The sequence below is a fragment of the Pseudomonas sp. NPDC086112 genome (assembly GCF_044746425.1).
Lineage (GTDB): Bacteria > Pseudomonadota > Gammaproteobacteria > Pseudomonadales > Pseudomonadaceae > Aquipseudomonas.
In genome coordinates this window covers 34,707-51,959 of sequence record NZ_JBIVCD010000005.1, presented here as the reverse complement: position 1 = coordinate 51,959, position 17,253 = coordinate 34,707, and the positions used below count along the sequence as shown (strand labels likewise).

Genomic DNA, 17,253 nt, shown 5'->3' with positions numbered 1-17,253 from the left:
CGCCATCCGTCTTCCTCATCAGTGGTCCCAAATGGGTGTCCGGGACGCTCATCCCGAAATTGCCGTACTCATGCGCTGCGTGGCGTTGTGGGCCGCTTAGCCAGAATTACCGGCAATTCCTTACAGAAGCTGCTTTCAAAGTTTTACGCCTGCAGAACGGGGAGCTGATGAGGGTTGGCGTCAGGTTTTTCACCGCTGAAAAACCCTTCGCCAACACCGCTCTGAAGGAACGACTGTGCTCGTGACGCTTTGAAAACAGCTTCTAACGGACATTGGCGCCTTAAAAGGCTGGCTGATTCTACGGCAAAAAAAAATTAAAGGTAAGTCAGGGTCTATTGAACTTTGGTGGCGAGCCGCGTTGCTGGGCCAACGTGTGCGAGGCAAGGCGCGGGATGCCGCCAATGGTTGTTCCCTTGGCAAATCCTGCAACGCAGCCTCGCGCACGTTGGCACGCAACCCGAAGGGACGGAGCCCGCTTGGTGCAGGGCGGCGTTGCTCGGAACTTATTTGGAACAACCAAACTGCGTTCCTCGCGCCTTGCCCTGCACCAAGCGGGCATCCGTCGCGGCCGTCACCAAAGTCCAATAGACCCTGAGCCCTCGAATTTTGAGGGGTGATGAATGTTAGACAAAGGGCTAACATGCCGACCTGTTCTGCTTTCCCGTGTTTTGCCTACCTATGCCCAATCAGACCATCAAGACCCCCTGCGTCGGCCTCTGCTCCACTGTTTACGGTGACCTGGTGTGCCGTGGCTGCAAGCGTTTCCACCATGAAGTGATTCACTGGAACGGTTACAACGAGGAAGAAAAACGCGCGGTGTGGCTGCGTCTTGAGCAACTGTTATCGCAAGTGATGGCCAGCAAGGTGGAAATTTTCGATCCCGCGTTGCTGCGTCTGCAGCTGGAGCAGCGCAAGATCCGCTTTGTGCCGCATCAGTCGGAATATTGCTGGGCTTATCAGCTGATCGCCCGGGGGGCGCGGGTTATCAACAATCTGGAAGCCTACGGGATGGTGCTGCTGCCGGAGTTCCGCGACTGGAACCTGCCGGAATTGCGCGATGCCATTGATCGGGAATTTTTTCTGCTCTCGGAAGCGCATTACCAGCGCTACATTGCGCCGGGGTTTCTCAAGGATGCGTTTGGCGGTTAAACCTTAAAAGCTTCGCGAGCAAGCCCGCTCCCACATTGGACCTGTGTCGTTCACAAATTTCATGTCCAATGGAGATCCCATGTGGGAGCGGGCTTGCTCGCGAAGGCTATTTATCTGACGCCAAAAATCTCAATGCTGGGTCACGATCTCTTCCAGATGATCCATGATCGTATCCGGCTTGAGCACCAGCACATCGCTCTCCAGCGCATCCAGCACCACCTCCGCCGTATTCCCGATCAACGCCCCCGACAACCCGGTCCGCGCCACGGTGCCGATCACCGTCACCGATGCCCCCAGTTTATGGGCCATGAACGGAATCAACACATCCGCCGGGCCTTCCTCGATGTGCAGATGGTCGTCATCGATATCGAATTCGGCCTGGAACGCCTTGCACTGCTCGCGGTAACTGGCTTCGATGGTTTCCTTGAGCTGAAACGTCGGGTCGGCCGCCGACAGCATCGGCGATGGGTGAGCGCTGATCACGTGTAAATGGGCCTTGGCCAGGCTGGCGATGTCGTAGCCATGATCGATGATGCTGGCGTGCAAGGTACGGTGTTCGCCGTCGATGTTGCCAACATCGATGGCCGCCAGGATCACGCCGCCGGTCCAGGACTTCGAGGTTTTCACCAGCAGCACCGGGGTAGGGCAGTAGCGCAGCAGTTTCCAGTCCGCCGGGGTCAGCAGAGCTTTTTTCAGCGGGCTGTCAGCGAAATGCTGCTTGACCACCAGCCCGCAGCCTTCGGCTTGCTGCACCTCGACGATGGTTTCGTGCAGGCTTTCGTTCCAGGCCTGTTCGGTGGTGACGCTGTAACCGTCCGCCACCAGCGCAGCCTTGAGCACGCCAAGCATGCCAGCGTGATCATGCTTTTTATCGCAGACCAGCAGGTGCAGATGGGCCTGGGTCACGCCAGCGATCAGTTTGGCCCGTTTAAGCGCCAGGCTTTCCGAGTGTTCGGGTTCGATGACCACCAGGATGCTGCGAATGGCTTGCATGATCGGGATCTCCATGAAGATAAAAAACACTGCGTTGGACAACTATAGTTGCTGACCGGCATTCGGCGACTTGATGCATATCAACGGTTGGCGTCTGGTGGTCTGTCGGCAGGCCGGTATAATCGGCGCCCTTCGTTTTGTACCTTTTATCCGTGAGCCCCATGATCCTTCCCGAAATTCACGAGTTCCTCGGCTGCCGCACGCCTGATGGCTGGGTCCAGGCCGCGCTGGCCGATCAGGAAACCCTGCTGATCGACCACAAAAACTGCGAATTCAAGGCGGCCAGCACGGCGTTGAGCCTGATTGCCAAGTACCACTCCCACGTCGATCTGATCAACCTGATGTCGCGTCTGGCCCGGGAAGAGCTGGTGCACCACGAACAGGTCATGCGCCTGATGAAAAAGCGCAAGATCGGGCTGCGTCAGCTGTCCGCCGGGCGCTACGCCTCGGGGCTGCGCAAAGTGGTGCGCAGCCACGAACCGGTGAAGCTGGTGGATACGCTGGTGGTCGGCGCCTTCATCGAAGCCCGCAGCTGCGAGCGTTTCGAGGCGTTGGTGCCGCATCTGGATGAAGAGCTGGGCAAGTTCTACTTCGGCCTGCTGAAAAGCGAGGCGCGGCATTTCCAGGGTTACCTGAAACTGGCCTATCAGTACGGTGACGCCAAGGACATCGCACAAGTGATCGACAAGGTTCGTGACGCCGAGCAGGCGCTGATCGAGTCGCCGGATGTGGAGTTTCGCTTTCACAGTGGTGTGCCCGCCGCCGCATAACCTTGTAGGAGCGAGGCTTGCCCGCGAAGGCGATCTCAAGGACGCTTTCGCCGGCAAGCCGTGCTCCTGCAATTGCGTCGGGAACTGTCAAAGACTGTAAAGCGACCTAACGGCTCAAACCCAGGCGCTCATGCCATTGGGCGATGGATTCTTCGGGATAGACGTCGAACTGGTGGTCGCCCGGATGCGCCTCGACTTCTACCCATGGCGCCTTGGAGCCGAGCATCAGATGCGTGTGTTCCGGTGGTACCGGCAACGGAGTGTCGATGGCCGAGGCAAACGGGTGAATCAATTCCGGCCATTCAGGGCTGAACAGCCATAGTCCCGAGCCGCAAACGGAACAGAAATGCCGCTCGGCGGTGCTGCGATGGGCGCGTATGTCACCTTTTTCCTTGAGCCGCGCATGGTAAATCGAGATGTGCTTGCGACCGCGCACCTTCAGGCTGGCGGCATCGCCAGCGATGTTGATCGCATAACCGCCACCGCCCTGGGTCTTGCGACAGATCGAGCAATAGCAGCGTTGATAAGGGTAGGGGTGGGCGCTGGTCAGGCTGAACGACACCGCGCCGCAATGGCAGGAGCCTTCGAGCTGCATGGGAACCTCCAATGAGGTTGGGATGACTCAGGACAGCCTAGACTGTCAGTGTTCCTTGTCAGTTGAATTTATGTTGGCTGGGCGGGCCTCTTCGCGAGCAAGCCCGCTCCCACACTTAATCGTTTTCGTACACAAAATCTGCGTTCACTGAAGATCTAATGTGGGAGCGGGCTTGCTCGCGAAGAACGATAACGCGGTCTACCGCCCGGGCACCCGCCACAAGTACCACGCCGCCACCGTCCGATAAGGGCGCCACGCCATCCCGATTTCAATCATCTGCTTACGAGTCGGCTGTACTTCCAGCCCCTTCAGCCGCCGATAACCCTCACGCACGCCAAAGTCATCGGCCGGTAAAATGTCCGGCCGCTCCAGGCTGTAGATCAGCAGCATTTCCACGGTCCAGCGACCCACCCCACGCAAGGTGATCAAGCGCTCGATCAAGGCTTCATCGTCCATCGCCAGCGCCGTGGCGTAATCCGGCACCACGCCGTCCAGAGCGGCCTGAGCAATGCCCTGAATGGTCGCGATCTTGCTGGCGGAAAACCCGCAACCACGCATCTGCTCGAAGTCGGTCGCCAGAATCTGCTCAGGCCTTGGGAAGGTGCTCGCCGGAAACAACGCCAGCAGCCGGCCGACAATCGCATCGCCGGCCTTGGCATGCAGTTGCTGATAGGCAATTGCCCGCACCAGCGATTCGTAAGGATCGCGAGCCGCATGGGGCTGATGCAGGCAGGGGCCGATGGCGCTGATGTGGCGTTGCCAGTCGGCGTCGAGGGCCGAGAGAAATTCGCTGGCCAGTTGGTAGGTGTCGGGCATGGAGCTTCCTGAAGCGCGGGTGACTGCGGGGGAGATTAGCCCTCACTCCGCAGCGCCGCACTCCATTGCTTGCGGTCAAACTTTGCCGGAGGAGGCCAGCAGGGCGTTCACTTGGCCATAAGTGAAGGCCTTGAGGTCGCTGCTATCGAGTTTTCCGGTTTCCAGAAAGCTTTTGGCTACCGACGCCATGGCGCCGTAGAGGAATTCGGCGATGCTCGAGCCGGCGCTCAAACGGCGCACGCCGAGGGTTTGCAGTTCTTCAGGCGAAGGCAGGCCCGCGAAACCCAGCACGTTCACCGGCAGCGTCGTGCCACGGCACAACGCTTCAATCTCATACGCCGCCGTGACGCCCGCCGCGAACAGCCCGTCGGCCCCTGCGGCCTGATACAACGCGGCCCGTTTGAGTGTTTCTGCGACGCGATCTTCGGCCGGTACCAAGCCCTTGAGATACACGTCGGTGCGAGCGTTGATAAACAACTTCACGTCCCGGCGATTGGCAACCTGGCGAGCGATTTCAATCTTGTGGGCCAGCAGCTCGGGCGGCGAAGCACCGTCCTCGATATTGATCCCCACGGCACCGGCGGCGATGACGGCGTCGATCACTTCTGCGACCCGACCCAGGTCATCGGAATAACCGGCCTCAATGTCCACGGTCAACGGCACCGTGATGACTCGGGCGATGGATTCAACGGTGGAAACGAGACGTTCAAGCGGCAAGGTATTGCCATCCGGGTAGCCGTGAACCCAAGCCACCGCAGCGCTGCTGGTGGCGACAGCCTTGCTGCCTAGCTGTTCCACCAGTCGCGCCCCGGTGGCATCGGCGACGTTGGTCAGAATCAGCAGGCCGCTCTGGTGCAGTTGATGGAATTGATTGTCGAGTGTGTCCATCGAATGTCCTTCCTTATGACTTTTTTTGAATAAACGGTGGCGTGATCAGAACGCGAGTTGCTCGGTGATTTGCACCGCGGCGCTTTCCAGCCTGAGCAGAAACGCCTTGCGCGGCTGTCCTCCACCATAGCCGGTCAACGAGCCGTCTGCACCGATCACCCGGTGACAGGGCAGGATAATCGCCAAGCGGTTTTGTCCGTTGGCCAGGCCCACGGCGCGACTGGCGCCGGGGTTGCCCAGTTGTGCGGCGATGGCGCCATAAGTAGTGGTCTGGCCGTAGGGGATTTTCATCAGTTCGGCCCATACCTGCCGGGCGAAAGCGCTGCCGGGCAGGTGCAGTGGCATGTTGAATTCGGTTCGTTTACCAGCGAAGTATTGCGCCAGTTCTTGTTCAGTCTGCTGCAAATGCCCGTTGTGTCCGGGTACCACGGCGTAGCCATAACGGCTCTGCAATTCTTCGATTTCCTTGGTCAATGCCGGTCGATCGAGAAACTCTAGCAGCACCAGGCCACGCTGTTCGGCCATGGCGATCATTGGCCCCAGCGGCGTGGTCAGTCGAGTGAACAGCAGCGGCTCGCTGTGGGCCGCGCGGCCGGGCGTGATATGGAACGACTTTTGAAACGCATCGCGAAAGCCGCTCAGGGATTCGTAGCCGGAGTCGAACGCGGCGTTGTCGATGGATGCGCCCTGTTTGATGCCACCGAGGGCGATGCCCAGGCGCCGGCTGCGCAGCCAGGCGTGAAAGGTCATGCCGAAATGCTGCTTGAACCAGCGGCGCAGTTTCAGCGGCTCGATGCCCTCGGCCAGCAACTGGGCATCGGTCCAGCGCAGATCGGGGTCGGCGTCCACGGATTTGAGCAGCCGCTGCACCCAGTCCGGCGCGATGGCCGCGGCGTCCAGCGGCTTGCAACGCAGACAGGCCCGATAGCCCGCCGACATCGCCTCATCGGCATGGGCGAAAAACTCAACGTTTTCCGGCTTCGGTTTGCGCGCCGTACAGCCGGGGCGGCAGAAAATGCCGGTGGTTTTGACCGCGGTAAAGAACACCCCCTCGTAGGCGGTGTCGCGTTCGAGCATGGCGCGAACCATCTCGGCGTGGGGCGGAAGCACAGCGTTTTGTAGGTTCATGGGCTGAGCATATGCTGCGTCGCCCGGCGCCTCCACCGGAAAATCGACAGTGAATTTTTGTGGCCCTGCGCTACAGTCATCGGGTCGCCGGTCATGCTGTAAACGATATTTACAGGAATCATCCTATGCAACCGTTCACGATCAAACACATCGATCACATCGTCCTGCGCGTCAAGGATCTCGAACGAAGTATCACTTTTTACGGCGAGGTACTCGGCGCCGAACTGGTCAAGCGCCGTGACGATCTGGGCCTGGTGCATTTGCGTGCGGGCACCTCGATGATCGACCTCGTCGACATCCAGGGCGAACTCGGCCGCAAGGGCGGTGCTGCCGCTGGCCACGAACGGCGCAACGTCGATCACTTCTGCCTGCGCATCGAACCGTTCGACGAGGAAGCGCTGGTCAGTCACTTGCAGTCCTTCGGCCTGCCCCCCGAGAAAGCCGCCGTGCGTTTCGGCGCCGAAGGCCACGGGCTGTCGATCTATTGCTTCGATCCGGACGGCAATCAGGTCGAACTGAAAGGGCCGTCCCAAGGGTAAAGTTCAGGCCCGTTTCGCCATCAACAACACTGAGGCCGCAGCCGACAACAATCCCGCGCAGCAACGGTTGAAGATCTGCTTGCCCCGTGGTTCGGCGAACCAGCGGCGCATGTGCAGGCCCATGTAGGCGTAGGCGCTGATGGCGATCCATTCCAGCAGCAGGAACAACGCGCCGAGTACGACGAATTGCGCGGCAATCGGTCGAGTCGGGTCGACGAATTGCGGCAGGAATGCGGTGAACAGCAAAATAGCCTTGGGATTACCCGCAGCCACCAGAAACTCCTGCCGCGCCAGAGCGACAATACCAATTGGTGCGGCGGTCACAAGCTGCTCGGCCTCGGGATTGGCGCGCCACAATTGCCAGGCCAGGTACAACAAGTAAGCGGCGCCGATGATCTTGATCGCATAAAACAGCCATTCCGAGGTTTTCAGCACCACCGACAACCCGGCGGCGGCCAGGGCGATCATCCCGGCAAACGCCAGCAAACGACCGACGCCGGCCACGCAGGCGCGACGATAGCCATAACGGGTAGCGTTGCTGACCGACAGTAGATTGTTCGGGCCGGGAGCCATGTTCAGGGCGAAGCAGGCCGGGAGAAACAGGGTGAGGGTGGCGAGGTCCATGACGACGGCTCCAGTAACGAGAACCGTATTTTTATCATGAGTGACGAGTGGGCCGGCCCATACAGCGGTGAACGCAAATCGCCATACACTTGTGCCGGCTTGGTTAGCGCTAATGTCAGTCGGTTAGCGCAGTCCATGTGGGAGCGGGCTTGCTCGCGAAAGCGGTGTGTCATTCAACATTTATGTCGACTGACCTGACGCCTTCGCGAGCAAGCCCGCTCCCACAGGTTCTGCGCCTTAACTGGCTGGCATTGAATGCTGGTCAGTTAAGGGTAAATCGGACATGTAGGAGCCAGGCTTGCCGGCGAAGGCGTCCTTAAGAGTCTTCGCCGGCAAGCCTGGCTCCTACAAGGGATCTCCTTCGTCATTCAGCGATCAACCGGAAAGGCACACTATTTGATCTGCACAATCACCGGACCTTCCGTCACGATCGGCGGGTTTGCGTGAATATTCGAGGCATTCTTCTGAATCCAGTCGCGTGCGACTTTCAAGCTCGCATCGCTGCCGGCCTTGTCCGTGCAAACAGTCACCGCCGTACCGCCATCACCCGTGTTCAGCAGTGTGTAGCTTACCAGGCCTGGCACTGTCCGCAGGGTAGCTTCGACGTCGGCCTTGCGCTGTTCCAAAAGCTCGAAAAGCTGCTTTGCTCCAGCACCCAGGTAGGTTCTTATAACCGCATACATGGTCGTCTCCTTTGGGGAAAACAGGGGACAGACCACGATTGCTCGGCATATGCCTTAAATCGTGGTCTGTCCCTTTTTATGTATCCCTATTTATGTTCCCGGCGGTCCTGATGAAGATCAAGATCAAAAGATCGCAGCCTTCGGCAGCTCCTACGCGGGACGTGGTGCTTCAACAGGCGGAGTACCGTCGTGAAACATCGTCTTCAGTTGCGCACGCAGTTCCGGTGAGTCGGTGTGCTTGTGAACGCTGACCGCATGCTGTGCGGCGGCCTCGAGCAGTTCGTTTTCAGAGTCTGCGGACAGCGCGACCGAGCATTTGGAATCGCTTGGAAACTCGCGGCAGTCGATGTATTTACGCGCCATGATCTTTTCCTCCCTACGACGAAGGCAGGCCGTGGCCTGCGTGAACGATCACTCGACGCGATACCCCGTACATCAAACACGATTGCAGGTCGCTTCGAGTGTGCCAACTCTTAGAGTATAGGCTCGCCACAAGGCGCATCGTGGCAGGCTTGCAATGACGCAGAGGGGTGTTTTCTTCAATACGGCGTTCAGGCTGCTCATTACCTTGAAGCCTGGTTCAACTGAATTGAAGAAGGTATGCAATGAGTCTGATTCTTTCCATGGCCGCGTTTGCGCTGGCAGCTTCGATTACACCGGGACCGGTGAACATTGTGGCGTTGAGCTCTGGCGCGCAGTTCGGCTTTCGCGCCAGTCAACGGCATGTGACCGGGGCGACCCTGGGGTTTGTTCTGCTGTTGGTGCTGATGGGGTTGGGATTGCATGAGGTGTTGCAGCGTTGGCCGGCGCTGACGCGGGTGGTGCAATGGGCGGGGGTGGCGTTTCTGTTGTTCATGGCTTTCAAATTGGCCACTGATAACGGTCAACTCGATGCCAAGGAGTCGGGGCGGGCGCCATCGATGCTGTATGGCGCGGTGATGCAATGGCTCAACCCGAAAGCCTGGCTGGCCTGTGTGGCGGGGATGGGCGCGTTTGTCGCCGATGGCGAGGCGCGGCTGGTTTGGCAGTTTGCGGCGGTGTATCTGGTGATCTGCTACTTGTCGGTGGGTTGCTGGGCCTATGCCGGCACGTTTTTGCGCGGCTATCTGAGCAACCCGGCGGGGATGCGCCTGTTCAATCGGGTCATGGCGTTGTTGCTGGCGGTGAGTGCGGGGTATTTGCTGCTGCCGTAGGTTTGCAATGGTGGTTACCGGCACAACTCTTATTGCCAATGCTTTCCCTGTGGGAGCGGGCTTGCTCGCGAAAGCGGTGTGTCATTCAACATTGATGTCGACTGACCTGACACCTTCGTGAGCAAGCCCGCTCCCACAGGGGATTTTGTGTTGGCATCAACCGCGATACTGCCCCGGTGTCGCCGCCAGATGCTGTTTGAACGCGCGCTGAAAATGCGCCTGATCAGCAAACCCGGCTTCCAGCGCCACATCGGCAATCAACTTGCCGCTACGCAGTTGTTCCTGCGCGAACTGGATGCGCCGGTTGATCAGAAACGCATGGGGCGTCATGCCGTAATGCTGCTTGAACGCGCGGATCAGGTACGACGGCGACAGTTGCGCCGCCTCGCAAATATCCTCGAGCTTGAGCATGTGCGTGCAGTTGTCGCGGATATAGTCGGCGGCCCGTTCCAGCTTGAAATTGGGTTCGCGCAGCGGTTGCTCGACAGGGTTGAGCCGCTGTTGCACGTCGGTGAAAAATTCCACCGCCGCGCTGTGCTTGCGCAGCACGTCTTGCTGCGGGTCGATCAACACCTCGTACAAATTCTTCAGGCCAGCAAACAGCTCGGCGTCACGACTGTGAGTGATGGAAAACCGGCGAAACGCCGAGTCCTGGCTGAAGCCGAGCTGATGCTGCAAATCGGTCAGCCAAGGCGTCTCGACGTACAGCATCAGATAGGACCACGGCTGGTCGTCGATCGGGTTGCAGGCATGCACATCGCCCGGATTCATCAGCACCACGGTGCCGGCACTGACCTGAAACTCCGATTGCTCGTGAATATAGGTGCTGCGCCCGGCGGTGATCGCGCCAATGGAAAAGTGCGCATGGGAATGCCGGCTGTAGCAGACCTCGCGACCGTCGGCGATGGAACGGGCTTCGATGAAGGGCAGCGCGTCGTCACGCCAGAAGCGCGGGGCTTTGTCAGCATCTTTGGTGACGGAGTGCTTCATCCTGGCGTCCTCGGCGGTTCAGCTCTGGAGTGTATTAGCTCTCGCCGTCAAAGGCTCGTTGCAGCATGGCGATGTCGAGTTTTTTCATTTGCAGCATCGCCGCCATGGCGCGCTGGGATTTGGCTGTGTCGGGGTCTTTCATCATGTCCATCAGAACGACCGGCACGACCTGCCACGACACGCCGAACTTATCCTTGAGCCAGCCGCATTGCTGGGCTTCAACGGGACCGCCCGCAGACAGGCGCCCCCAGAAGTGGTCGACTTCTTCCTGAGTGTGACAATTGACCTGGAATGAGATCGCCTCATTGAACTTGAAAACCGGGCCACCGTTGAGGCCGGTGAAGCTCTGCCCATCGAGTTCGAAACTGACGGTCATCACCGAACCTTCCGGCCGGCCGTGGATTTCCTGACCGGCCTTGCCGTAATGGGTGATGCCGGCGATTTTGGAATGATCGAAGATCGCGCAGTAAAACTTCGCGGCGTCCTCGGCCTGATCGTCGAACCACAGGCAAGGCGTGAGTTTTTGAACGCGGTGCATGGCGGTGCTCCTCTGCGGGTTAATCACTCTGGATTATCAGCGTAGTCAGCCTGTGGTGGTCCGGTTGTGCCATAGATCGACAAGTCGTGAGAGTTTCCCCAACCCGTTTGGAGCGAATGGGCGGCGACCGGTGGTCGATGAACATGGCTTGTGGGTCAAATTGCGCTTAGCTGTAGGGATAACCCAAGGCGCGCGTAACCCGCCGACCTTGTAGGAGCGAAGCTTGCTCGCGAAGGCGTCATTGCTGTCACACCGCGTTATCGTGCTTCGCAGGTAAGTCGGATCGCCGCACCGCTCGCTCCTACACAAAAATGATGGCGCCGAGGCAGAGGCGCCCCTTCAGAACACCGTGAGTCTGAGGAAACCCGCAATGCTGACCCTTAATATCAATGGCAAGGACCAGGAACTGGATGTCCCGGCGGACATGCCGTTGCTCTGGGTGCTGCGCGATGTCGCGCACCTGACGGGCACCAAATTCGGTTGCGGCATGGCCCAGTGTGGCGCTTGCACCGTACACGTCGACGGCGCGCCGCTGCGCTCTTGCATCACGCCTGCCACGGCGGTGGCCCACGGGCAGAAAATTCTCACCATCGAAGGCTTGTCCGCTGATGGGTCGCACCCGGTCCAGCAAGCCTGGGCCGAACTCGACGTGGTTCAGTGCGGCTATTGCCAGTCGGGGCAGATCATGTCGGCGGCCGCGTTGCTGGCGAAGATCCCCAAGCCCACCGACAGCGACATCGACCAGGCGCTGTCCGGCAACATCTGCCGCTGCGGCACCTACCCAAGAATCCGCGCCGCGGTCAAACGCGCCGCCGAGATCGGTTGATACCACGTCGAAGGGAGCTGACCCATGAACAGAATCAACCCTGTCTCGCGTCGCGGTTTTCTCAAGGGCAGTGCGGTGTTGGGCGGCGGTCTGGTGGTGGCGTTTGTCATCCCCGGTGCCAATCGCTTTGCCCTAGGCGCCGAGAATCAAGGAAACGTCTTCGCCCCCAATGCCTTTTTACGCATTGGCAACGACAACAGCATCACCGTGCTGCTCGGTCATTCGGAAATGGGCCAGGGCATCTGGACCGGCCTGACCATGTTGATCGCCGAAGAGCTGGACGCCGACTGGTCGAAAATCCGTGTCGAACATGCACCGGCCTCGGCGGCCGATTATGGCCTGCCGGCGTTTGGCGGGATGCAGATCACCGGCGGTTCGACGTCGACCTGGATGGAGTTCGACCGCTATCGCCAGGCCGGAGCGGCGGCGCGCTTGATGCTGATCGAGGCGGCGGCCAAGCGATTCGACGTGGCGCCTTCGCAGATTCGCACCGAATCGGGCGTGGTCATGGCCGGCGACAAGCGCGCCACTTACGGCGAATTGGCGGATGACGCTGGCAAGCTGCCAGTGCCGGATCCGGCTTCGATCAAGTTCAAGGAAGCCAAAGACTGGAAGATCATCGGCAAACCCACCAAGCGCCTCGACACTCCGGAGAAAATCACTGGGCAAGCGAAGTTCGGCATGGACGTGCAGTTCGACGGACTCATGACGGCGATGGTCGCTCGCCCGCCGGTGTTCGGCGGCAGCGTCAAATCCTTCGAAGGCGCCGAGGCGCTGGCGGTGCCGGGCGTGCACAAAGTGGTGCAGGTGCCCACGGGTGTCGCGGTGATTGCCGATCATTATTGGGCGGCGAAGCTGGGGCGCGATGCGCTGAAGGTCGAATGGGACCTGGGGCCGAACGCCGGGCTCGACAGTCAACAACTGCTGGAAAGCTTCCGTAAACTCGCCGCCACCCCCGGCACTTCCGCCAGTCAGGCCGGGGATGTGATGGCGACGCTAGGCAACGCGGCGAAGACGATTGAGGCCGAATACAGCGTGCCATACCTTGCTCACGCGCCGATGGAGCCGCTCAACTGCACGGTGAAAATTTCCAAGGACAAATGCGAAATCTGGACCGGCACGCAGTTTCAGACGCTGGATCAGATGATCGCGGGGAAGATCACCGGGCTCAAACCCGAACAGGTAGATATCCACACCCAATTCCTCGGTGGCGGTTTCGGGCGTCGGGCCAACCCGACCTCGGATTTTGTCAGCGAAGCCGTGTACGTCGCCAAAGCGGCGGGCGCGCCGGTAAAAACCGTCTGGGCCCGAGAGGATGACATTCGCGGCGGTTATTACCGCTCGGCGTTCCTGCATCAAGCGCGCATCGGCCTGGATGCCGACGGCATGCCAATGGCCTGGAAGCATGTGCTGGTCGGGCAGTCGATTCTGACTGGCACCTCGTTCGCGGCGACCATGGTCAAGGATGGCATCGACAAAACCTCCGTCGAAGGCGTGGCCGACAGTCCTTACCTTGAGGGGCTGGCCAACCACCAAGTCGAACTGCATTCGCCGCAAACCGGCATCAGCGTGCTGTGGTTGCGTTCGGTGGGGCACACCCACACTGCATTCGTCATGGAGTCGTTGATCGACGAACTGGCAGACGCCGCCGGCAAGGACCCGGTGGAATACCGACGCGCTTTGCTCAAGGCGCATCCGCGGCATCTGGGCGTCCTGAATCTGGCAGTAGAGAAAGCCAACTGGAAAGCACCGTTGCCAGACGGTCACGCATTGGGCGTGGCGGTGCATGAGTCTTTCGGCAGTTATGTCGCCCAGGTGGCCGAGGTGTCCCAGGACAATCTGGCGATTCGCGTGCACCGGGTGGTGTGTGCGGTGGACTGCGGCATTGCGGTCAATCCGCAGAGCATCGCCGCGCAGATGGAGTCAGGCATCACCTTTGGTCTCAGTTTTACCTTACACAGCAAACTGACGTTCAAGGACGGTCAGGTGGAACAGTCCAATTATCACGATTATCAGGTCCTGCGCCTGAACGAGATGCCGGTGGTCGAGGTGCATATCGTCCCCAGCAGCGACAAGCCCGGCGGCATCGGCGAGGTCGGTGTACCGCCCGTGGCGCCGGCCGTGGCGAACGCGGTGTTTGCCCTGACCGGGCAGCGTCTGCGGGAACTGCCGTTGCAACTGTCGGGGGTGTGAGATGAGACGACATATATTTTGGGGCGCGGTGATGCTGATTGGCCTGGGTGGTTATACCTCGGACCTGTTCGCTGATGATAAAGAGGCGGTGAAGGCGTTCGACACGGTGCAGAAAGTGTTCCAGAGCCCGCGTTGCCAGAACTGTCATATCCCCGGCGATTCACCGTTGCAGTTCGACGCCGGTGTTCCTCACGCAATGAATGTGGTTCGCGGCCTGGACGGCAAAGGCGCAGCCGGTTTGCCATGTGCCAGTTGTCATGCCGAACGCAATCCGCCGGCCAGTTATGGTCCCAACGCTCCACCCGGAGCACCGCATTGGAGCCTGCCGCCAGCCGCACACAAGATGGCCTGGATTGGGCTGCCAGCCGACAAGTTGTGCGCGATGATCAAGGATCGTTCCAGTAATGGCGACCGTGATTTTGCGGCGCTGATCAAGCACGTCAGCGAGGACAAACTGGTGCTCTGGGGCTGGCGCCCGGGCGAGGGACGGGCGCCGGTGCCGGTGCCCCACGACATTTTTGTCACCCAGTTCAAGCTCTGGGCCGATGCTGGAGGGCCGTGTCCGGTGGCAGGAAGCTGACCAGCGGCGCGTTTATAGGGAGTCATACCGGGTATGAGCGACTCTAACGTTCATACCCATCAAGGAGTGAGTGATGTTAACCCCAGGCAAATCGTTTAAACCCGGCGTTGGCGCAGATGCCTTGCGTGCACCGAACATCCTCGACAGCGCGGCGCAGGATCGCGATGTATTGCGCGACCTGGCGCGAAAGGCCGAGCAAGAACTGACGGGTGTGCAGATGGCGAGCATGGATGAATTGACGCTGCTCTCCAATCGTCATGGCTTCGAGGCTTTGGCCCGGTTGGCGCTGGAGGCCTGTCAGCAGTTGGGCATACCCGCGACCCTGCTGTTTTTCGACCTTGATGATTTCAAGCGCATCAACCAGCTGTACGGTCGCGCCGAGGGCGACAACGCCCTGAAAACCTTTGCCGATGTCCTGCGCATCGCCTTTCGTGAAAGCGATGTGATCGGCCGGCTCGGCAGCGATGAGTTTGCTGCCTTGTTGACCGGCACCGACGCCGTGGAAATCGCCGCGATCAGAGCGCGCCTCGAAGAAATACTCGATGAACGCAATGCCACGGCGCATCGTGGCTATGACATTCGCTTCAGTATCGGGCAGATCGAGTTTGATCCTCGGCTACACCAGACGGCGGAAGACTTGCTGGCTTCGGCCGATAAGGCGCTGCGCGACGTCCGTCATTGTTGAATGGCGTCTTGCAATAGCGCTGCAACGTGCTCGGATCATTTGGCGAACAACTGGTCGATGTTCTTGAATGCCTTGAACTCCAGGGCATTGCCGCAGGGGTCGAAGAGAAACATCGTCGCCTGTTCGCCCACCAATCCCTGAAAGCGGATACCCGGTTCGATCACGAAGCGCGTGCCAAGGGCTTTCAAACGCTCGGCCAGGGCCTCCCATTCCGTCATCCCCAATACCACACCGAAATGCGGCACCGGTACGTCGTGGCCATCCACGGCGTTGGTGTGGGCGGCTTCCTGAGAAGCGTTTTTCGGTGCCAGATGAATGACCAGTTGATGGCCGAAAAAGTTGAAATCGACCCAGTGGTCGCTGGAGCGACCTTCTTCCAGGCCGAACACTTCACCATAGAAGCACCGGGCAGCGGCCAAGTCGTAAACCGGGATGGCCAAGTGAAAAGGGGACAGTTGCATCGGACGTGCCTCGACGGGTTGAGCGTTAAGACCGAGTTTAGTCCTGTGCTTTTTGATTGAAAGACGATAGTTTTTGCGACGAGCTCAAATTATTTCGATCAATCGGAGAGCCGCATGCTGCGGGAACTGAAAACCTTCATTGCCGTGACGCGTCATGGCACGTTCGCTGCGGCAGGCATGCACATTGGCCTGACCCAGTCGGCGGTCAGCGCGCAGATCCGCAACCTCGAACAGGCGTTGGGCATTCGCCTGTTCGATCGCACCGGACGTCAGGCGGTTCTCAACGCCGCGGGGCAGCGGGCGTTACCGATGGCTCGGGAAATCCTTGAGACCTTCAGCCGCATGGCCGTCAGTGATAGCGTCGGCGAGTTTCGTGGCGAATTGAAGATCGGCGCGGTGGCCACCGCCCAGACCGGGTTGTTGCCGCGCGCGCTGTTGCGACTCCGGCAGCAGGCGCCATTGCTGGAGGCGAAGCTGGTGCCGGGGGTATCCCTGAGCCTGTTGAGTCAGGTGGACACCGGCGAAGTGGATCTGGCGATTCTGATCAAGCCACCGTTTGAATTGCCCAAGGAATTGTCGGTGCAAGTCATTCGCCGGGAGCCGTTTGTGCTGATCGTACCGGCAGACCTTGAGGGCGACGACCCGCTGCAGTTACTCGCCAACCATCCCCACGTACGCTACGACCGCAATTCTTTCGGTGGGCGCTTGGTGACTCGCTTTTTACGTGAGCAGCAGATTGATGTGCAGGTAGCTCTGGAGCTGGATGAGCTGGAAGCTATCGTCAAAATGGTCGAATGCGGGCTGGGTGTTTCGCTATTGCCCGAGGCTGGGCTGTGGCTTGAGCATGGGGCGAAGGTGCGGATCATCCCGTTGGGTGAGCTGACGTTCTACCGGGAGATCGTGCTGTTGCAGCGTTATAGCCAGCGCACACAACCGATCCAGCAGTTGTTTGCGCGGTGTTTGACACAGATCGATGACTAAACGCTAACCCCTGTGGGAGCGGGCTTGCTCGCGAAGGCGGTGTACGGCATACAGAAAGTGTCGACTGGCGCACCGCTTTCGCGAGCAAGCCCGCTCCCACATTTGACCGCGTCAATCCTGGAATTGAAGCCATAAAAAAACCCGCCTGAAGAGGCGGGTTTTTAATGGCTAACCGAAGATCACTCTTCGATGTTGCCCATGGCGGTGGTGTTGAAGCCGCCGTCTACGTACATGATTTCGCCGCTGATGCCGGACGCCAGGTCCGAGCACAGGAAGGCGCCGGCGTTGCCGACTTCGTCGATGGTGACGTTACGACGCAGCGGGGTTTGCGCTTCGTTGGCCGCCAGCATTTTGCGGAAGTTCTTGATGCCGGAAGCGGCGAGGGTGCGGATCGGGCCGGCCGATACGCAGTTCACGCGGGTGCCATCCGGGCCCAGGGACCCGGCCAGGTAACGCACGCCAGCTTCCAGCGAAGCCTTGGCCATGCCCATTACGTTGTAGTTCGGCATGGTGCGCTCGGCGCCCAGGTAGGACAGGGTCAGCAGGCTGCCATTGCGGCCTTTCATCATTTCGCGACCAGCCTTGGCCAGGGCCACGAAGCTGTAGGCGCTGATGTCGTGA

Annotated in this window: 21 protein-coding genes and 1 pseudogene; 10 read left to right on the top strand and 12 right to left on the bottom strand. The window is 59.8% G+C overall.

The window, feature by feature from the left end; genetic code table 11:
• Positions 1 to 245, top strand: a 245-nt coding sequence (locus tag ACIPLA_RS05510) for a hypothetical protein (protein WP_401172129.1), incomplete at its 5' end; no start/stop codon positions are given.
• Positions 246 to 678: 433 nt separating this feature from the next.
• Positions 679 to 1,149, top strand: a complete 471-nt coding sequence (locus tag ACIPLA_RS05505) for a DUF1289 domain-containing protein (RefSeq protein WP_048394589.1) — start codon at positions 679 to 681, stop codon at positions 1,147 to 1,149.
• A gap of 129 nt (positions 1,150 to 1,278) precedes the next feature.
• Here ACIPLA_RS05505 and ACIPLA_RS05500 read toward each other — a convergent pair whose 3' ends face one another.
• Positions 1,279 to 2,142 (bottom strand): universal stress protein, encoded by an 864-nt coding sequence (locus ACIPLA_RS05500; protein WP_401172125.1) that lies wholly within the window; start codon positions 2,140 to 2,142, stop codon positions 1,279 to 1,281.
• 161 nt (positions 2,143 to 2,303) lie between these two features.
• On the opposite strand from ACIPLA_RS05500, the gene ACIPLA_RS05495 reads away from it, so the two are divergent.
• Entirely contained in the window at positions 2,304 to 2,912 is a 609-nt protein-coding gene (locus ACIPLA_RS05495; RefSeq protein WP_038984135.1) for a tRNA-(ms[2]io[6]A)-hydroxylase, read from the top strand.
• Between the two features lie 106 nt (positions 2,913 to 3,018).
• Here ACIPLA_RS05495 and ACIPLA_RS05490 read toward each other — a convergent pair whose 3' ends face one another.
• The 4 genes from ACIPLA_RS05490 to ACIPLA_RS05475 all read right to left on the bottom strand — a co-directional run bounded on the left by ACIPLA_RS05490 (position 3,019) and on the right by ACIPLA_RS05475 (position 6,339).
• Complete coding sequence (locus tag ACIPLA_RS05490; protein ID WP_401172121.1) at positions 3,019 to 3,507, bottom strand: GFA family protein; 489 nt, start codon at positions 3,505 to 3,507, stop codon at positions 3,019 to 3,021.
• A gap of 198 nt (positions 3,508 to 3,705) precedes the next feature.
• Positions 3,706 to 4,323 (bottom strand): DNA-3-methyladenine glycosylase, encoded by a 618-nt coding sequence (locus tag ACIPLA_RS05485; protein ID WP_123495125.1) that lies wholly within the window; start codon positions 4,321 to 4,323, stop codon positions 3,706 to 3,708.
• A 75-nt stretch (positions 4,324 to 4,398) separates the two neighbouring features.
• Positions 4,399 to 5,211, bottom strand: coding sequence for an isocitrate lyase/phosphoenolpyruvate mutase family protein (locus tag ACIPLA_RS05480; RefSeq protein WP_218396294.1), 813 nt, complete (start codon positions 5,209 to 5,211; stop codon positions 4,399 to 4,401).
• 45 nt (positions 5,212 to 5,256) lie between these two features.
• Positions 5,257 to 6,339: a bifunctional transcriptional activator/DNA repair enzyme AdaA gene (locus ACIPLA_RS05475; RefSeq protein ID WP_401172117.1), complete on the bottom strand. Its 1,083-nt coding sequence runs from the start codon at positions 6,337 to 6,339 to the stop codon at positions 5,257 to 5,259.
• Positions 6,340 to 6,464: 125 nt separating this feature from the next.
• Between ACIPLA_RS05475 and ACIPLA_RS05470 the strand changes: the two genes are divergently transcribed.
• Positions 6,465 to 6,878, top strand: a complete 414-nt coding sequence (locus ACIPLA_RS05470; RefSeq protein ID WP_218396290.1) for a VOC family protein — start codon at positions 6,465 to 6,467, stop codon at positions 6,876 to 6,878.
• Between the two features lie 3 nt (positions 6,879 to 6,881).
• Here ACIPLA_RS05470 and ACIPLA_RS05465 read toward each other — a convergent pair whose 3' ends face one another.
• The 3 genes from ACIPLA_RS05465 to ACIPLA_RS05455 form a co-directional block, all read right to left on the bottom strand.
• Positions 6,882 to 7,502 (bottom strand): LysE family translocator, encoded by a 621-nt coding sequence (locus ACIPLA_RS05465; protein ID WP_218396288.1) that lies wholly within the window; start codon positions 7,500 to 7,502, stop codon positions 6,882 to 6,884.
• A gap of 392 nt (positions 7,503 to 7,894) precedes the next feature.
• Complete coding sequence (locus ACIPLA_RS05460; protein WP_192343663.1) at positions 7,895 to 8,185, bottom strand: hypothetical protein; 291 nt, start codon at positions 8,183 to 8,185, stop codon at positions 7,895 to 7,897.
• Between the two features lie 150 nt (positions 8,186 to 8,335).
• A complete protein-coding gene (locus ACIPLA_RS05455; RefSeq protein ID WP_008074349.1) occupies positions 8,336 to 8,548 on the bottom strand; it encodes a DUF1059 domain-containing protein in 213 nt (70 codons plus the stop codon).
• A gap of 242 nt (positions 8,549 to 8,790) precedes the next feature.
• Between ACIPLA_RS05455 and ACIPLA_RS05450 the strand changes: the two genes are divergently transcribed.
• Positions 8,791 to 9,378, top strand: a complete 588-nt coding sequence (locus tag ACIPLA_RS05450) for a LysE family translocator (protein WP_218396286.1) — start codon at positions 8,791 to 8,793, stop codon at positions 9,376 to 9,378.
• 156 nt (positions 9,379 to 9,534) lie between these two features.
• Here the strand turns inward: ACIPLA_RS05450 and ACIPLA_RS05445 are convergent, their stop codons facing one another.
• Together ACIPLA_RS05445 and ACIPLA_RS05440 are read right to left on the bottom strand one after the other, a co-directional pair.
• The gene (locus ACIPLA_RS05445) at positions 9,535 to 10,368 is read right to left on the bottom strand and encodes a helix-turn-helix domain-containing protein (RefSeq protein WP_401172112.1); all 834 of its coding nucleotides are present in this window, start codon (positions 10,366 to 10,368) and stop codon (positions 9,535 to 9,537) included.
• Positions 10,369 to 10,402: 34 nt separating this feature from the next.
• A complete protein-coding gene (locus ACIPLA_RS05440) occupies positions 10,403 to 10,906 on the bottom strand; it encodes a VOC family protein (RefSeq protein WP_123495117.1) in 504 nt (167 codons plus the stop codon).
• A 370-nt stretch (positions 10,907 to 11,276) separates the two neighbouring features.
• On the opposite strand from ACIPLA_RS05440, the gene ACIPLA_RS05435 reads away from it, so the two are divergent.
• The 4 genes from ACIPLA_RS05435 (at position 11,277) to ACIPLA_RS05420 (ending at position 15,190) form a co-directional block, all read left to right on the top strand.
• Positions 11,277 to 11,732, top strand: a complete 456-nt coding sequence (locus ACIPLA_RS05435) for a (2Fe-2S)-binding protein (RefSeq protein ID WP_007906916.1) — start codon at positions 11,277 to 11,279, stop codon at positions 11,730 to 11,732.
• Between the two features lie 24 nt (positions 11,733 to 11,756).
• Positions 11,757 to 13,925, top strand: coding sequence for a molybdopterin cofactor-binding domain-containing protein (locus tag ACIPLA_RS05430; RefSeq protein ID WP_401172108.1), 2,169 nt, complete (start codon positions 11,757 to 11,759; stop codon positions 13,923 to 13,925).
• 1 nt (position 13,926) lies between these two features.
• Positions 13,927 to 14,505, top strand: coding sequence for a hypothetical protein (locus ACIPLA_RS05425; protein ID WP_218396279.1), 579 nt, complete (start codon positions 13,927 to 13,929; stop codon positions 14,503 to 14,505).
• Between the two features lie 73 nt (positions 14,506 to 14,578).
• Positions 14,579 to 15,190: a GGDEF domain-containing protein gene (locus ACIPLA_RS05420; RefSeq protein ID WP_401172106.1), complete on the top strand. Its 612-nt coding sequence runs from the start codon at positions 14,579 to 14,581 to the stop codon at positions 15,188 to 15,190.
• Between the two features lie 35 nt (positions 15,191 to 15,225).
• On the opposite strand, the gene ACIPLA_RS05415 is transcribed toward ACIPLA_RS05420, so the two are convergent.
• A complete protein-coding gene (locus ACIPLA_RS05415; RefSeq protein ID WP_401172103.1) occupies positions 15,226 to 15,651 on the bottom strand; it encodes a VOC family protein in 426 nt (141 codons plus the stop codon).
• A gap of 114 nt (positions 15,652 to 15,765) precedes the next feature.
• Here ACIPLA_RS05415 and ACIPLA_RS05410 point away from each other — a divergent pair, with 114 nt between their 5' ends.
• On the top strand, positions 15,766 to 16,632 hold the full coding sequence (locus tag ACIPLA_RS05410) for a LysR family transcriptional regulator (RefSeq protein ID WP_218396272.1): 867 nt from the start codon (positions 15,766 to 15,768) through the stop codon (positions 16,630 to 16,632).
• 179 nt (positions 16,633 to 16,811) lie between these two features.
• Here the strand turns inward: ACIPLA_RS05410 and fabI are convergent.
• Positions 16,812 to 17,253 (bottom strand): annotated as a pseudogene (gene fabI / locus ACIPLA_RS05405) (enoyl-ACP reductase FabI); the annotation flags it as partial.

What these genes read in the sequence shown, in the direction of transcription:
- ACIPLA_RS05415 (WP_401172103.1), bottom strand. Translation starts at nt 15,651, where the DNA reads ATGCAACTGTCCCCTTTTCACTTGGCCATCCCGGTTTACGACTTGGCC.
- ACIPLA_RS05490 (WP_401172121.1), bottom strand. Translation starts at nt 3,507, where the DNA reads ATGCAGCTCGAAGGCTCCTGCCATTGCGGCGCGGTGTCGTTCAGCCTG.
- ACIPLA_RS05435 (WP_007906916.1), top strand. Translation starts at nt 11,277, where the DNA reads ATGCTGACCCTTAATATCAATGGCAAGGACCAGGAACTGGATGTCCCG.
- ACIPLA_RS05480 (WP_218396294.1), bottom strand. Translation starts at nt 5,211, where the DNA reads ATGGACACACTCGACAATCAATTCCATCAACTGCACCAGAGCGGCCTG.
- ACIPLA_RS05455 (WP_008074349.1), bottom strand. Translation starts at nt 8,548, where the DNA reads ATGGCGCGTAAATACATCGACTGCCGCGAGTTTCCAAGCGATTCCAAA.
- ACIPLA_RS05505 (WP_048394589.1), top strand. Translation starts at nt 679, where the DNA reads ATGCCCAATCAGACCATCAAGACCCCCTGCGTCGGCCTCTGCTCCACT.
- ACIPLA_RS05475 (WP_401172117.1), bottom strand. Translation starts at nt 6,339, where the DNA reads ATGAACCTACAAAACGCTGTGCTTCCGCCCCACGCCGAGATGGTTCGC.
- ACIPLA_RS05410 (WP_218396272.1), top strand. Translation starts at nt 15,766, where the DNA reads ATGCTGCGGGAACTGAAAACCTTCATTGCCGTGACGCGTCATGGCACG.
- ACIPLA_RS05430 (WP_401172108.1), top strand. Translation starts at nt 11,757, where the DNA reads ATGAACAGAATCAACCCTGTCTCGCGTCGCGGTTTTCTCAAGGGCAGT.
- ACIPLA_RS05460 (WP_192343663.1), bottom strand. Translation starts at nt 8,185, where the DNA reads ATGTATGCGGTTATAAGAACCTACCTGGGTGCTGGAGCAAAGCAGCTT.
- ACIPLA_RS05450 (WP_218396286.1), top strand. Translation starts at nt 8,791, where the DNA reads ATGAGTCTGATTCTTTCCATGGCCGCGTTTGCGCTGGCAGCTTCGATT.
- ACIPLA_RS05495 (WP_038984135.1), top strand. Translation starts at nt 2,304, where the DNA reads ATGATCCTTCCCGAAATTCACGAGTTCCTCGGCTGCCGCACGCCTGAT.
- ACIPLA_RS05425 (WP_218396279.1), top strand. Translation starts at nt 13,927, where the DNA reads ATGAGACGACATATATTTTGGGGCGCGGTGATGCTGATTGGCCTGGGT.
- ACIPLA_RS05440 (WP_123495117.1), bottom strand. Translation starts at nt 10,906, where the DNA reads ATGCACCGCGTTCAAAAACTCACGCCTTGCCTGTGGTTCGACGATCAG.
- ACIPLA_RS05420 (WP_401172106.1), top strand. Translation starts at nt 14,579, where the DNA reads ATGTTAACCCCAGGCAAATCGTTTAAACCCGGCGTTGGCGCAGATGCC.
- ACIPLA_RS05500 (WP_401172125.1), bottom strand. Translation starts at nt 2,142, where the DNA reads ATGCAAGCCATTCGCAGCATCCTGGTGGTCATCGAACCCGAACACTCG.
- ACIPLA_RS05470 (WP_218396290.1), top strand. Translation starts at nt 6,465, where the DNA reads ATGCAACCGTTCACGATCAAACACATCGATCACATCGTCCTGCGCGTC.
- ACIPLA_RS05445 (WP_401172112.1), bottom strand. Translation starts at nt 10,368, where the DNA reads ATGAAGCACTCCGTCACCAAAGATGCTGACAAAGCCCCGCGCTTCTGG.
- ACIPLA_RS05485 (WP_123495125.1), bottom strand. Translation starts at nt 4,323, where the DNA reads ATGCCCGACACCTACCAACTGGCCAGCGAATTTCTCTCGGCCCTCGAC.
- ACIPLA_RS05465 (WP_218396288.1), bottom strand. Translation starts at nt 7,502, where the DNA reads ATGGACCTCGCCACCCTCACCCTGTTTCTCCCGGCCTGCTTCGCCCTG.